Genomic DNA, 13804 nt, shown 5'->3' with positions numbered 1-13804 from the left:
CTGATGTTTTATAAGGTATATCCCAAGTAACAAAGCGATTAGGGCTTGCCCAAATTTACATCGTCAATGAAAGGAGCTAATAAAGAAATGAGTATTCAAAAAAGTAATGACAGTTCGAGTTTAGCGGAAGTTATTGACCGGATTCTTGATAAAGGAATTGTAATTGATGCATTTGCCAGAGTGTCGCTTGTAGGAATTGAAATTTTAACGATTGAAGCACGGGTTGTGATTGCCAGCGTCGACACATGGCTGCGATATGCAGAGGCTGTCGGATTGCTGCGTGATGAGGTGCAGGAGGAAGGTCTTGCAAATCGTCAAAAGAATGAACGGAACACACAATCAGCTTTTAACTTTTAAATAAATGAATCACTACTATATATAGAAATGGGGATAAATCATGGCGAGTAAAGATAAGAAAGAAAAAATGGAAAATCAAGAAGAATCAAATCAGCAGGAAGAACAGAGTCAAGATGAGAAGCAGCACAACTCCTTAAATTATGCCATTTTAGGCGGAGTCGTTGGAGCAGGTATCGGATTGCTTTCAAGTCCTGAGACAAGCAAAAAAGTGTTTAACAGTCTTGGGCAATCAGAAGTAGTAAGAGTTGCCGGCAAGGAATTGAGAAGAACGGCGCAGGAAATCATTACTGAGCAGGCAATGGTTGCACTCAGACAGACAGCAACGGGCTACCTTGATAAAGGAAACTTAAGCAGCCTGCTTGCTCCGAAAAAGAAGAAAGAATCTGCTCCAGAACAGGAGAAAGGTGAAGAAAAGGAATTAGACTCTTCACAGTATGATGAGCTGAAAGAAGAAAATAAAAACATGAATGACCAGCTTCAGCGCATTGAAGAAATGCTGAATCAGCTGATTGAAGCAAAGAAATAAGTGATCTGCCCTGAAAGGGGTGATTAGATGGATAAAATGAAAAAAGCCGCTTTAAAAGCTGGGAAAGAAATCATTAAACATACGCCTGAACCTATTAAAGAAAAGGTTGAGAATAAGGTGAAAGAAAAGGCGAAGGAAAAATTCGTCGAGAAAACAGAAGAAAAGCTGCAGGAGAAAGCAAATGCAGCTGCTGAAAAGCTCGGCCATGCTAAAGACGAGAACGCAGATAAAGTCCATGGCAAAGCGGAAGAAGCAAAAGAGAAGGTGCAGGATGTCCTGCTGTCAGTAAGAGACAAGCTTGGCAATGTAAAAGAAGCAGGAGAAGACTTTCAAGAGAAGATTTCTTCTAAAGACGATAAGAAAAAAGGTAAAGGCTATAAAGGCATCAAAGGCGTCAATCAGATTAAAAGCTCCACAAATCTAAAAAGCTCTACGAAGATCAAAAGTTCCAATGACATTAAATCTTCAACAGATATTAAAACCATTGGATCTTAACTGAGAGGAGAAAAAAGAAATGTCGATTCAAAAGAGCAACAACAGTTCGAGTTTAGCAGAGGTTATTGACCGGATTTTAGATAAAGGGATCGTAATTGACGCATTTGCAAGAGTCTCAGTTGTAGGAATTGAGATTTTAACGATTGAAGCACGTGTCGTAATTGCGAGTGTTGATACATGGTTGCGTTATGCAGAGGCTGTAGGTCTTCTTCGTGATGACGTTGAGGATAAAGGTCTCCCTGCTCAATCGAATGAAAGAAGTTCACAGTTTAGTATTTAAGTAAAACAACTGGCATGGAGCCGTTCTTATAATGGCTCCTGCTTCTTACCTTGTAACGGCTGAAGGAACAATCGGAGGCGACACTATGGCTATTAAAGATATTTTGAAAAACGTAAACGACTTTTTCAGCGAACATGTAGCACCGCCGCACAAAATCACTTCTGTTGAAGCGATGGAAGAGGGCTGGAGAGTTACAGTTGAAGTAATCGAAGAAAAAGAATATATGAAAAAATACGCAAAAGATGAAATGCTCGGAACCTATGAATGTCAGTTAAATAAAGACGAAGAAGTGATTTCGTTTAAGAGGCTGGACATTCGGTACCGAAGCGCAATCGGCGTGGAACAGTAAGGGATGAGCGGGCAGGAGGCAAGAAAAGATGACAGTCTTAAAAGAAAAAGTAAAAAAAGATGCAAGAGCATTGATACAGGACGATGAGACGAAGGATATTCTCAAACGTTCGCTGCAATACTTGAAATCCGGATATTCTGTTCATTTTACAGGCCCCTCAGGTGCAGGAAAAACCTCCCTTGCGCTTGCTCTTGCTAAAAAAAGAAAACGGCCGGTCATGCTTATGCACGGAAATCACGAATTAAATAACAAAGATTTAATCGGAGATTTTACAGGGTATACGAGTAAAAAGGTCGTCGATCAGTATGTGAGATCTGTTTATAAAAAAGATGAAAGTGTCAGTGAAATGTGGAAAGACGGACGGCTGCTTGAAGCAGTTAAAAACGGTTATACGCTGATTTATGATGAGTTCACCAGATCACGCCCTACTACTAATAATATTTTCTTATCGATTTTAGAAGAAGGTGTCCTCCCGTTATACGGCTCTAAATTAACTGACCCATTTGTCCGGGTTCATCCCGATTTCGCAGTTATTTTCACCAGCAACCCTGCTGAATATGCAGGCGTTTATGATACGCAGGATGCCCTGCTTGATCGCTTGATTACAATGTTCATCGATTATAAGGATGTTGAACGCGAGACGATGATCGTAGCTGAAAAAACAGATGTAGAAGAAAACGAAGCAAGAGGGATTACAACTCTCGTTACGAATTTGCGGGAAGCATGCTCAAACGATAAGAATAATGGTCCTAGTCTAAGAGCTTCGATTATGATTGCGAAGCTTGCGTCAGAACAGGATATTCCAATAGATGGCGAAGACGAGGATTTTCAAAGCTTATGCATCGATATTTTGTGTCATCCAATCAGCAGATGCCTTGATTCGGATAACGCCAAAGCAGATGCAGAAAAATTAATTATAGATGAATGCAGCAAAATGGACGTCTTGGATTAGAGGAGTGTTTGATAATGAGTGAACAAGAAATGGGTATTTATATTTTCAGCGGAATTCAAACGACAGAAGATGGCGATTTTGGAACGGTCGAAATTGAAGGCGAAGAGAGGGAAACCTTTACGATTCGCTATAAAGATGCAGCGATGGTTGCGGCCGAGGTTCCAATGAAAATCTATAATCCGAATCGTCAAAATTTAATGATGCATCAGCATGCAGTTGCCGAAATTATGAGCAAAAATGATACAGTCATTCCAATCAGTTTCGGGAATGTGTTTAAATCCAAAGAAGATGTGAAAGTTCTATTGGAAAATCTGTATCCTCAGTTTGAAAAGCTTTTCCCGGCAATTAAAGGCAAGATTGAAGTCGGGTTGAAAGTGATCGGCAAAAAAGATTGGCTTGAGAAAAAAGTAAATGAGCATCCAGAGGTAGGGAAAATATCCGCATCTGTGAAAGGCAAGTCTGAAGCGGCCGGTTACTATGAACGCATTCAGCTTGGCGGCATTGCTCAGAAATTATTTGCTGATCTGCAGAACGAAGTAAAAGCAGAGGTATTCACCCCGCTTGAAGAAGCAGCTGAAGCCGCTAAAGCAAATGAACCAACTGGCGAAACCATGCTTTTAAACGCAGCATTCTTAATTGACCGTGATTCTGAAGAGCTATTTGATCAGAGGGTTAATGAAGCACATGAAAACTGGAAAGATAAAGTCGATTTTAACTACAGCGGTCCATGGCCTGCATACAACTTTGTGAACATCAGGTTAAAAGTAGAGGAAAGCTGACATGATTCATAAGTTGGTTACCGCGCCAATGAATCTCGTAGTTAAAATCGGGCAAAAGGTTCAGGAAGAAGCAGAGAAAGAGTTATATGATCTTCCAACCATTCAGCAAAAATTGATCCAGCTCCAAATGATGTTTGAGCTTGGCGAGATTCCAGAGAAAGCTTTTCAAGAAAAAGAAGATGAGCTTTTGATGAGATATGAAATCGCCAAGCGCAGGGAAATGGAAGAGTGGGATAAGCTGACGAAACCAAGAGACGAGGGATAAGCAGATGGGCGATTTGATTTATTTATATGGATTGATTCCAACTGAAGAAGCGGCAGCACATCAATCGTTTCCATCTTTCACAGGCTTTGATGGTGAACGAAAGCTGTACACCATTCCGATCGACAATGTCACCGCAGTTGTTTGCAAACTGGATTCTGATCATTATTCAGAAGAAGCCATTAAAGATAAGATCGACAGTGATATGGATTGGCTGCAAGAAAAAGCGTTCCATCATCATGAAACGGTTGCTGCCCTTTATAAAAGCTTTACGATCATTCCGCTGAAGTTTTGCACGATTTATAAAAATGAAGAAAGCCTGCAGCAAACCATTCAATCCAATCAAACAAGGATTGAAGAAACTCTTTCTAAGCTTAAGGGAAATGAAGAATGGAATGTGAAAATCTATTCAGATGATAATGAGCTGAAGAAGCAGGTAAGTGAAAATAATGAAGCGATTGAAGCGAAGAAGCAGGAAATAAGTGAACTTCCCCGCGGAAGACAATTTTTCGAAAAGAAGAAGATTGATAAGCTGATTGAGAATGAGCTTGAAAATGAAAAGAATCGAGTTTGTGAACAAGTGCATGAAAAGCTGAAGGAGCATTCGCTTCACGCAGCTATTAAGAAAAATTGGAGCAAAGATGTTACAGGTCTAAAAGAAAACATGGCCTGGAACAGCGTATTTCTTCTTCCGATTCCGAATGTGGAGAGTTTTCTGGAAGAAATGAAGCAGTTTGAACAGGAACTTGGCGGCACTGGCTGGAGATTCGAAGCTACAGGCCCATGGCCGGCGTACCATTTCTCCAGTTTTTCATAGAAGTGAGGGATCTGACAGATGTCTCTTAGAGAATCAGTAGAAAACAAGGATATAGCACTTATTGATATTTTAGATGTCATTCTCGACAAGGGTGTGGCGATCAAAGGTGATTTAATCATTTCGATAGCAGGTGTAGATCTTGTGTATTTGGATCTGAGGGTGCTGATTGCTTCAGTTGAAACGCTTGTTCAATCAAAAGCAGGCAACCGGAAGCCCGTCACATCGGATCAATTCGATAAGCAGAGGGAGGAGTTAGTTGATGCAACAGGCCAGCCAAACAAATGGTAGAATCCAGCTTGATCCTGACAATGCCGAACACGGACTTGCGCAGCTAGTCCTGACAGTCGTTGAACTTCTCCGGCAAATTGTCGAACGTCATGCGATGCGGCGGGTGGAGGGCGGAATGCTGACGGACGAGCAAATTGAAAATCTGGGTGTTGCCCTGATGAACCTTGAAGAAAAAATGGAAGAATTGAAAGAAGTCTTTGGCCTTGATGCCGAAGATTTGAATATAGATCTCGGTCCTTTAGGCAGCTTGTTATAACCTAACGCGGCCACTTGGAGGGACATGTAATGGCAGTCCAAACTACTGGACAATCGAGCTCGATTGTAGATGTACTTGAAAAGATTTTGGATAAAGGGGTCGTCATCGCAGGCGATATTACCGTCGGAATTGCGGATGTCGAACTGCTGACAATTAAAATCCGCCTCATTGTCGCTTCTGTTGATAAAGCAAAAGAAATCGGCATGGACTGGTGGGAGAATGATCCTTATCTAAGCTCCAAAGCGGAGAATAACAACACAAAAGCACTGGAAGAAGAAAACAAGAAATTGAATGAACGATTAGAGCTGCTTGAAAATCAGCTTGGCTCAAATCGTTTAAATACAGCTAACCAACTAAAATAATGGAGGGATTTACAATGGCAGAACAAACAAAATTAGACAACACACAGGTGGAAAATCAAAAGGGAAATACGAAAGCAGAGAACGCGAACAAAGAGAACTCAAATAAAGAGCAATCAACTCAAGAAAAATCTTCAAGAAGAAGCGCACCAATCAAACGCACAGTTGCAGGAAGTATCCTTGGAGCAACAGTTGGATATCTGGCTACACCAGAAAACGGAAAGAAGCTGCTTGCCCGTATTGATACAGATGAATTAAAAAGCAAAGCTGCAGACTTTGGAAAAGCAGCAAAAGAAAAATCATTCCAAGGTGCTTCAAGCTTAAAATCATCAGCTACTAATCTATTCAAAAAAGACAAAACGAAGTCAGAAGATGCTGATCAAGAAGAAGCTGTGAATCATTCATCAGAAGAAGAAACTTCATCTTCGAATTCAAATGAAGATTTCGAAGCATTAAAGCAAGAAAACGAAACTCTTCAAGAACGTCTTCAGCAGCTTGAGGAAAAAATGAACCAATTAAGCGGCCAAAGCAGCACAGAAGAAGATGATGAAGAGGACGACGAAGAGGAAGAAGAAACACCAAGCAAGAAGAAAACAAGCAAATCAAAGGCTGAATCTGATGAATCAGATGAAGACGAAGATGATGATAGTGATGATGAAATTGAAGAAGACGAAGAAGAAGAAGAAATGATGTACGATGGCAAAGATGAAGTGAAAAAGCCGCAAAAAAAATCAGCACGCGGAAGAAAGCCTAAGGCTTCAAAATCTGCAAAAGCAAAAAATGAAAAAGATGAAGAAGAATCAGAAGATACTTCTCTAAGCAGCGACGATGACACATCATCTTAACTGAGAGCGAAAGGAGGAGACGTGGAGATGAGTACAGCAACAGCCTCATCAAAAGACAGTGTACTTGAGTTCTTTGTACAGGCTTCAAATAAACACGGCTTTGCGCTGGACATCACGTTAAACGTGAACGGTGCCGTCATTTCAGGCACAATGGTTTCCGCTAAGGAATACTTTGATGCACTGAGTGAAACGTTTGAAGACGGCAGTGAAGTCGCACAGAAGTTAAGCGAGCAATTATCTCTTGCAAGCGAATCCGTTGAATCAAACGGGGATGCTGAAGCCCATTTCATTCATTTGAAAAACACGAAAGTGTATATTGGGGACAGCAAATCCACCCCTTCCAAAGGACAAATCCTCTGGAGAGGCAAATTAAGCGAAATCAATGGATTTTTCCTTGGGAAAATTTCAGATGCGAGACCAGCAAGCAAGAAATCAGAATAAATACAAACAGCCGGGAGCCAATTCCCGGCTGTTTTTTTATGGAGAAAATCTATGGTTTGAAGTGACATCTCGTGCCATCCTTCAGCCTCTCTAAGCCTCAAGCCCTATATCTCCTACTATTGCCGACCAATAGAAAAATCGGCAGCAATGATGTATATTAATGATAAAGGATTATTTTCCATTTTTATCCCGCCAGGACTGAAACCCCTTCCTATATACATACGTATTAAAATAGAGACTTTATGTTAGGAGTCGATTGATGATGAATCCCTTTGTGGCATTCAGTGTCCGGATGCTTGCGGCCATTCCGGCTGCAGGGACAGTCGGGACTGTGAGTTTAATCGGTTTTGATCAGCCTTTATTAGCGGCAGCTGCTTATTCGCTCGCAGGTGGAGCCTCTGCTTATTCAATTGCTTCAGTGAGTATGAACTCCAGGTTTTTAAAGAAAAATTCCCTTACCCGCAAAGATTATAAATACATTAAAAAACAGCTTGAGGAAGCGAAGCCTAAGATGGCCCGCCTGCAGAAGACGCTTTTAACTATTCGCCATCTTCCTTCTTTAAAAGAGCGAATCGAGCTTGTGCGTGTTGCCAGAAGAATTTACAGCTTAACAATAAGAGAGCCGAGACGTTTTTACAAAGCGGAGAAATTTTTCTTTTCTCATTTGGATTCGGCTGTGATGCTCGCTGAGAAATACGTTTTCCTGTCCTCACAGCCTAAGAGAAATTGGGAGCTTGAGAAATCATTAAATGAAACGAGAAAAACATTAAACGATTTGACGCGTCTGATTGAACAGGATTTGTACTCAATGGTACAGGATGATGTCGATGAGCTTAATCTTGAAATCGATGTAGCCAAACATTCCATTAAAACGAATCAAGACACGAAACATCTTGATGAAAGCCGGAAATTTAAATGAATGAAATTGATTTTTTTCAGCAAATAAACACAGCCCGGCTAATTGACGTGCTTTCTGAAGAGGAAAAAATAAGGGCACACGAGCTGGCCAAACAGATTAACCCCAAAAACCATGCGTTATTAGTAGCATTCGGACTGCCTGCACAATCCAAGCTGTTAGCTTTCTCAACTGTCATGCTTGAGCAGGTGCAGCGAAAGGATATCGGGCAGGTTGGCGAAATCCTCGACGAATTCATGAAAAACCTGAATGAGGTTCGTCCTGACGATTTACAGCAGGAAGAAACCTCATTTTTAGCGCGTCTGTTTGGTAAACGAAAGAAATCCATTCAGGAAGTCCTCTCCAGATTTCATAAAACAGGGGCACAGATTGACAGAATCAGCGTAAGACTTGAGCGCAGCAAAAATATGCTCTTATCTGATATTGTGATGCTAGATAGACTTTATGACAATAACAAAGACTATTTTCACTCACTGAATGTGTACATTGCAGCAGGAGAAATGAAGCTTGAGGAACTGCACAACAAAACCATTCCTGAACTTAAAAGAGAAAATGCAGATTCGAGTGATCCTATGAAGCAGCAGGAATTGGAGGATCTTCTTCAATTTGCAGATCAATTGGATCAGAGGCTGTATGACTTGAAAATCAGCAGGGAAATAACTATTCAAAGTGCACCTCAAATTCGCATGATTCAAAAAACAAATCAAAAGCTGGCTGAAAAAATTCAATCCTCCCTCGTAACAGCCATTCCGCTTTGGAAGAATCAGGTGTCCATTGCACTGACTCTGATCAGACAAAAGAGCGCTGCAGATGCTGGAAGGAAGATTTCTGAGCCAACAAATGAACTCTATCAAAAGCAGGCCGCGGTCATTAGCGGAGCGAAGCGCAGCATGTTTGATTTAGATACGCTGAAAGAAATACAAGAAAACCTTCAGGCTTCCATACAGGAAACGATGAGAATCCATGTGGACGGAAAAAACAAACGCGAGGAAACAGAAGCTGAGATTATGGCAAGAGAAAGCGAACTAAAGCAGAAGCTTCAGGCATGAAAAAAGCAGGAACCGTTATTGGTTCCTGCTTTTTTACGTAAGGATCACAGCAAGTATCCCGCCTGCGATCACCAAACTTCCTGCAATTTTCAATCGCAATGGAGCACGATCTGTTCCCTTGCGATTCAGCTTTTCTTCTTCCTCATTAACTGTTTGCCTGAAATTCGGACTGCAGCAGCCCATTATGATACCTGCTTCCAGCCTGAAACGTCATCTTCAAGTGGAAGGTTATTGGCTCTTGCTTTCTTAGCTGCGATATAGAAAGTAACGATAACCGCAATCGTAGCAATAGCTGCCCCAATGTAGGATGTTGTCATTGATAATCCGAATCCGATTGGTGCATTCAAGATGTAAGTCACCGTTACCATCGTCATGAAAATTCCCGGAATCATGGCAATCCAGTAGTTTTTCTTGGCGATGAAAAGGTACATGGTGCCAACCCAAAGCGCAATAACGGCTGTCGATTGGTTTGCCCATGAGAAGTATCTCCATAGAATCGTGAAATCAATTTTTGTCAGAGCAAAAGAGATGACGAACAATGGAAGTGCAATCCATAAACGGCTTGACATTTTCTTTTGAGAAATATTGAAGTAATCAGCAATAATCATACGTGCACTTCGGAAAGCCGTGTCTCCTGATGTAATCGGCAGGATAATAACGCCAAGTACGGCAAGTGTTCCTCCGATTGCTCCAAGCATAAGAGTAGAAGCTTCACTTACTACTGCCCCAGGTCCGCCTTCTGCAAGCAGCTCGTTCAAGCCTGTGCCGCCGTCAAATAAGCTCATTGCTGCAGCAGCCCAAATCATCGCAATGACACCTTCAGCAATCATCATGCCGTAGAAAATCTTGCGTCCCTGTCTTTCATTTTGAGTTGTTCTTGAGATAATCGGCGTTTGCGTAGCATGGAAGCCAGACAGCGCCCCGCAGGAAATCGTCAAGAACAGCAATGGAAAGATTGGAATATTATCAGGGTGAAGATTAGCAAGCGTAAGCTCTGGAATTGGAGCGCCTGTAACGACCAAACCTCCGCCAACACCAATCGCACTGATTAAAAGCAATGCGCCAAAGATCGGATAGAATCTTCCGATGATTTTATCGATAGGAAGCAATGTCGCCAAGATATAGTAAATAAAGATTGCTGCAAGGATAAGTCCCATTGTTGCCCAGCCGTTCATTAAACTGTAAAGCAGCCCGGCTGGTGCTGTAACAAACACGGTTCCTACTAATAAAAGCAAAAGAATCGCGAATGCGTTTACAACATGCTTCATCACTTTTCCTAAAAACTTACCGGCAAGCTCAGGTAAATGAGCCCCTCGGTTGCGAATAGAGATCATGCCTGTTAAATAGTCATGCACGGCTCCTGCAAATATACAGCCGAACACGATCCAGAGGAAGGCAACCGGCCCATAAAGCGCTCCCATAATTGGGCCGAAAATCGGACCTACACCAGCAATATTCAGCAGCTGAATCAATGAATTTTTTTTCGTGTTCATCGGCAGGTAATCAACACCGTCCTGATGAGTAAAGGCAGGAGTCGTTCTGCCCTCGTTTACACCGAACACTTTTTCAACAAATTTACCGTACGTAAAATAACCAACAATTAAAAGGACAACACCTGCCAGAAATGTATACATAGGAACCCTCCTTGAATAATCAATAATGTATGCGTTTACATAAGTATAAAGGACCACAGGGAGTTATGGACGTTTTGTGTACAAGATGCAGAAATAGAGGGGTAACATGCAGAAATAAAGGATTTAGATGCAAAAAAAAGAAAGCAGGAGTTTTCCATGCTTTCTCAAAAACCATTATATCTCCAGCCGCTCCCGCAGTGACTTCACATAATTCCTGCTGACAGAAAGCATCTCCTCGGTTCCTTCGAGTTCAAGCTGATAGGCCCCATTGAACCACGGAGTGAGCTTTGCCACATAATCCAAATTGACAAGGTAGCTTTTGTGGATTCGAAAGAAACAGTACGGGCCTAATCGGGATTCTAAGTCTTTTAATGGTGTTTTTGTATCAAAGCTTTTTGTCCTTGTAATGATTTTAGTAACTTTTTCATCGCGGTACATATATAAAATATCCTTTGGTTCTAGGTAGATGATTTCTCCTTCAACCTCTAGGGCAAGCTTCCCGGGTGTTGTACTTTTCTCGGAACTCTTGGCCTGAATCAGCAACTTTTCCATTCTCTGCACAGTTTGCTTTAGCTGCTCTTCATCATAGGGCTTCAGTATATAATCGATTGCTTCGTATCTGAAGGCTTCTGCCGCAAATTGAGGATAGGCTGTCGCAAACACAATCAATGGGACTTTCTTTAATTCCATCAGTGATTTCGCCGCTTCCATGCCGTTCATTTTAGGCATTTCAACGTCTAAAAAAACGACGTCAGGCTGAAGCTGAAGTGTTTTCATGACGGCAGCTTCACCTGTATCGGCTTCTCCAATGATTTGGATTGATGAGAATTCACTTAATAAATGTTTTAATTCGTCGCGGCTGTACCGTTCATCATCCGCAATGACGACTTTAATTGTCTCCATTTGTTTTTTCCTCCGTATGCGGAATCGTAAAAAAGATCTCTGTTCCATGACCTGACACACTTTTCACCTGAAGGGCAGAAGTGCTGCCGAATATCATGGTTAATCTTCGGTTGACGTTATACAGACCAAGACCTGATCCATGTGCAGATTGCACGGTTTCTTTCCCAATCTGTCTGGCCCGTTCTGTACTCATTCCATGTCCATTATCTTTTACGTTTACGCAGGTTTTTCCGTCTTTTCGATGTACGGTAATGGTGATCACCAGTTTTCTTCCTTATCCTTAATGCCATGCTTGACCGCATTTTCCACAATAGGCTGCAGGCTCAAAGGCGGGATTCTTACAAAGAGTGCATCATCATCGATTTCATAATGAACCGACAGCTTGTCAACAAAACGCGTTTCCTCAATTGCAAGGTAAGCTTTTATATGCTTTAGCTCCTGCTCAAGTGTGGTCATGACAATGGTGGTAGCGTTAAGGTTGGATCTTAAAAAATGTGACAGAGAGACAAGAAGCTTTCTTGCTTTTGCAGGATCTATCCGGATCAAAGAGACAATCGTGTTTAATGAATTAAAAAGAAAGTGAGGACTGATTTGGGCTTGAAGTGCCTTGATTTCAGCTTCTTTAGCGAGCTGATAGGCTTTATCCGCTTCAGCGATTTCAAGCTGATTGCCAAGCAGGCTGCTGAGGCCGGTAATCAGCTCCATAACAATATCCGTAATTTCTTTTTTAGATTCAAAATAAAATTTCATCGTGCCAATCGTTTCCCCGCGCTGCTTAAGCGGTGCGATTACAGCGGCACCGAGCGGACACGTTGCTTCTCTGCAATGAATGGTTCTGTCACTGGCAATAATCAGATTACCATTACGAATCACATCTTTTGTTATTTGTGTTTGAATCGGGCTGTTCACACGGTGATGATCATTTCCGAGACCGACATGAGCCAGAATTTCGGTTTTACTTGTCATCGCAACAGCGCTTGTCTTAATTTCCATATGAAGAATTTGGCAAACTGCCTGAGCCGATTGCGTATTCATGCCGCCCCGAAGATAGGCGAGTGTTTGATCGGCGATTCGCAGTGTTTTTTGAGCCTGCAGGGCACCCGCTTTTTCTTCTTCATTCACTACATTTTTTATGATGAGAAGAAATAGAGCGGAACCGAGACCGTTTGCAAGAATCATTGGCACGCCAATCATTTCGACAAGCACAAGCGCTTTTTCAAACGGCCGTGATACGAGCAGAATGACCGCCATTTGAATGGTTTCAGCTAAAGCTCCTATAAGAAAAGCGGAAGAAAGCTTAACCTGAGCATTCTTTTTAAAGAAAGCCCCTGCCAAAACTCCAGCAATAATAGAAGCAAGTCCACAAGAAAGAGCGGTAAATCCTCCAAGAGTAAAGCGATGGATCCCCGCAATCAGCCCTGCTCCTATGCCGACCTTATAGCCGCCTAAAAGCCCGGCAAGCACGACACCGATGACTCTCGAATTAGCAATGGCTTCATCAGAGGCAAGCCCTGAAGCCCACCGGTTAAACTCGAGTGTTTCTGTGCTCAGTGACAAGCCTGAATAAGTGCCGATGATTCCGAAAAAGCCAAAGAAAAGAATGGCTGTATACTGCTGGCTGCGGTTTAATTGGTCCTGATAGATCATGCTTCTGAAAAAGCGGAATCTCGTCAGAATAAATGCGATTGTTACAATAATACTGAGCCGTTCGAGCATTGTAATCAGCAGTTCAAACATACATTTGCTCCTTTTTGGATAAAAGAATATGTTCTTATTCTAATGGAATGCAGGCTTTTTACAAAGCAGAGGGTTTTTGGCACACAAAAAAGCAGCGAAAAGGCTGCTTTGGCTATTAAAACCCGTCTTCAGCTGTAAACGGAATGTTGAGTCTGTTTTCGACTGCACGAAGGCGCTGGTTTAAGCGGTTCAGACGTCTTGTGTGACGCTCGACGACTTGATTAAGACGAGTCACTTCTTGATTTGTCTGGTTAAGCTCTCTTCTAAGATTTCTGATTTCCTGGTTTTGTCGATTAATCTCACGTGATTGCTGCTCGTTTTGTCTTTCTAACGCATTAATTCTTCTTTCAAGCGACTGAAATTGAGGCGGCTGACGATCTGGATCGAATTGGTCCTGCACTTGCTGCGGCTGATAAGGGTTGTATTGATAATTCATATAATAGTCTGTTTGCTGAGGGACATAACCTTGATAAAACTGATATGGGTTCATGTGGGCTTCACTCCTTTGTGTCATGTTACTTAAATAGCCTATGTAACAAGATGAGGAGTGGCAGGGCAG

19 protein-coding genes and 2 pseudogenes are annotated in these 13804 nt (G+C 42.0%); 16 read left to right on the top strand and 5 right to left on the bottom strand.

All coding sequences use genetic code 11. The annotated features are described in order from the left end of the window. Positions 1 to 87 precede the first annotated feature (87 nt). From gvpA to E2R53_RS18715, 16 genes and pseudogenes are all read left to right on the top strand, one after another. Positions 88 to 357, top strand: a complete 270-nt coding sequence (gene gvpA, locus E2R53_RS18790) for a gas vesicle structural protein GvpA (protein WP_070879557.1) — start codon at positions 88 to 90, stop codon at positions 355 to 357. Between the two features lie 40 nt (positions 358 to 397). Then, entirely contained in the window at positions 398 to 883 is a 486-nt protein-coding gene (gvpT, locus tag E2R53_RS18785) for a GvpT/GvpP family gas vesicle accessory protein (protein WP_286166299.1), read from the top strand. A 27-nt stretch (positions 884 to 910) separates the two neighbouring features. Then, positions 911 to 1378 (top strand): gas vesicle protein GvpQ, encoded by a 468-nt coding sequence (gvpQ, locus tag E2R53_RS18780; RefSeq protein WP_133313290.1) that lies wholly within the window; start codon positions 911 to 913, stop codon positions 1376 to 1378. A 19-nt stretch (positions 1379 to 1397) separates the two neighbouring features. After that, positions 1398 to 1658, top strand: a complete 261-nt coding sequence (gene gvpJ, locus E2R53_RS18775) for a gas vesicle protein GvpJ (RefSeq protein WP_133313289.1) — start codon at positions 1398 to 1400, stop codon at positions 1656 to 1658. Positions 1659 to 1743: 85 nt separating this feature from the next. Continuing rightward, the gene (gene gvpO, locus E2R53_RS18770; protein WP_133313393.1) at positions 1744 to 2007 is read left to right on the top strand and encodes a gas vesicle protein GvpO; all 264 of its coding nucleotides are present in this window, start codon (positions 1744 to 1746) and stop codon (positions 2005 to 2007) included. Positions 2008 to 2035: 28 nt separating this feature from the next. Then, a complete protein-coding gene (gvpN, locus tag E2R53_RS18765; protein WP_133313288.1) occupies positions 2036 to 2959 on the top strand; it encodes a gas vesicle protein GvpN in 924 nt (307 codons plus the stop codon). A 14-nt stretch (positions 2960 to 2973) separates the two neighbouring features. Continuing rightward, a complete protein-coding gene (locus tag E2R53_RS18760) occupies positions 2974 to 3738 on the top strand; it encodes a GvpL/GvpF family gas vesicle protein (protein ID WP_133313287.1) in 765 nt (254 codons plus the stop codon). Between the two features lies 1 nt (position 3739). Beyond that, a complete protein-coding gene (locus tag E2R53_RS18755) occupies positions 3740 to 4003 on the top strand; it encodes a gas vesicle protein GvpG (RefSeq protein ID WP_133313286.1) in 264 nt (87 codons plus the stop codon). Between the two features lie 4 nt (positions 4004 to 4007). Beyond that, positions 4008 to 4817 carry a GvpL/GvpF family gas vesicle protein gene (locus E2R53_RS18750; RefSeq protein WP_133313285.1) on the top strand — a complete coding sequence of 270 codons (810 nt, stop codon included), beginning with the start codon at positions 4008 to 4010 and terminating at the stop codon, positions 4815 to 4817. 18 nt (positions 4818 to 4835) lie between these two features. Beyond that, the gene (locus tag E2R53_RS18745) at positions 4836 to 5105 is read left to right on the top strand and encodes a gas vesicle protein (RefSeq protein WP_101568588.1); all 270 of its coding nucleotides are present in this window, start codon (positions 4836 to 4838) and stop codon (positions 5103 to 5105) included. Then, on the top strand, positions 5077 to 5361 hold the full coding sequence (locus E2R53_RS18740; RefSeq protein ID WP_133313284.1) for a gas vesicle protein K: 285 nt from the start codon (positions 5077 to 5079) through the stop codon (positions 5359 to 5361). Before E2R53_RS18745 ends, E2R53_RS18740 begins: the two co-directional genes overlap by 29 nt. 29 nt (positions 5362 to 5390) lie before the next feature. Next, positions 5391 to 5723: a gas vesicle protein gene (locus E2R53_RS18735; RefSeq protein WP_070879567.1), complete on the top strand. Its 333-nt coding sequence runs from the start codon at positions 5391 to 5393 to the stop codon at positions 5721 to 5723. Then, positions 5723 to 6226, top strand: a pseudogene (gene gvpT, locus E2R53_RS23865) (GvpT/GvpP family gas vesicle accessory protein); the annotation flags it as partial. The gene E2R53_RS18735 and the pseudogene gvpT (E2R53_RS23865), both read left to right, overlap by 1 nt. 366 nt (positions 6227 to 6592) lie before the next feature. Continuing rightward, complete coding sequence (gene gvpU / locus E2R53_RS18725) at positions 6593 to 7006, top strand: gas vesicle accessory protein GvpU (RefSeq protein WP_133313282.1); 414 nt, start codon at positions 6593 to 6595, stop codon at positions 7004 to 7006. Positions 7007 to 7265: 259 nt separating this feature from the next. Further along, positions 7266 to 7925 carry a 5-bromo-4-chloroindolyl phosphate hydrolysis family protein gene (locus tag E2R53_RS18720; protein WP_286166298.1) on the top strand — a complete coding sequence of 220 codons (660 nt, stop codon included), beginning with the start codon at positions 7266 to 7268 and terminating at the stop codon, positions 7923 to 7925. Then, positions 7922 to 8971 (top strand): toxic anion resistance protein, encoded by a 1050-nt coding sequence (locus E2R53_RS18715; RefSeq protein ID WP_133313281.1) that lies wholly within the window; start codon positions 7922 to 7924, stop codon positions 8969 to 8971. Before E2R53_RS18720 ends, E2R53_RS18715 begins: the two co-directional genes overlap by 4 nt. 33 nt (positions 8972 to 9004) lie before the next feature. Here the strand turns inward: E2R53_RS18715 and E2R53_RS23365 are convergent, their stop codons facing one another. The 5 genes and pseudogenes from E2R53_RS23365 to E2R53_RS18695 form a co-directional block, all read right to left on the bottom strand. Continuing rightward, positions 9005 to 9154, bottom strand: a complete 150-nt coding sequence (locus E2R53_RS23365) for a hypothetical protein (protein ID WP_165971033.1) — start codon at positions 9152 to 9154, stop codon at positions 9005 to 9007. Continuing rightward, positions 9154 to 10605 carry a carbon starvation CstA family protein gene (locus E2R53_RS18710; protein WP_133313280.1) on the bottom strand — a complete coding sequence of 484 codons (1452 nt, stop codon included), beginning with the start codon at positions 10603 to 10605 and terminating at the stop codon, positions 9154 to 9156. Before E2R53_RS18710 ends, E2R53_RS23365 begins: the two co-directional genes overlap by 1 nt. 174 nt (positions 10606 to 10779) lie before the next feature. Further along, the gene (locus E2R53_RS18705; protein ID WP_133313279.1) at positions 10780 to 11508 is read right to left on the bottom strand and encodes a LytR/AlgR family response regulator transcription factor; all 729 of its coding nucleotides are present in this window, start codon (positions 11506 to 11508) and stop codon (positions 10780 to 10782) included. Next, a pseudogene (locus tag E2R53_RS18700) lies at positions 11495 to 13245 on the bottom strand (LytS/YhcK type 5TM receptor domain-containing protein). Before E2R53_RS18700 ends, E2R53_RS18705 begins: the two are co-directional and overlap by 14 nt. Before the next feature lie 115 nt (positions 13246 to 13360). Next, complete coding sequence (locus E2R53_RS18695) at positions 13361 to 13735, bottom strand: hypothetical protein (RefSeq protein ID WP_133313278.1); 375 nt, start codon at positions 13733 to 13735, stop codon at positions 13361 to 13363. Positions 13736 to 13804 lie beyond the last annotated feature (69 nt).

Source organism: Peribacillus frigoritolerans (genome assembly GCF_004358755.1).
GTDB lineage: Bacteria > Bacillota > Bacilli > Bacillales > Bacillaceae > Bacillus_P.
The sequence above is the reverse complement of the archived record's forward strand: the minus strand, read 5'-3'. Positions and strand labels throughout refer to the sequence as shown.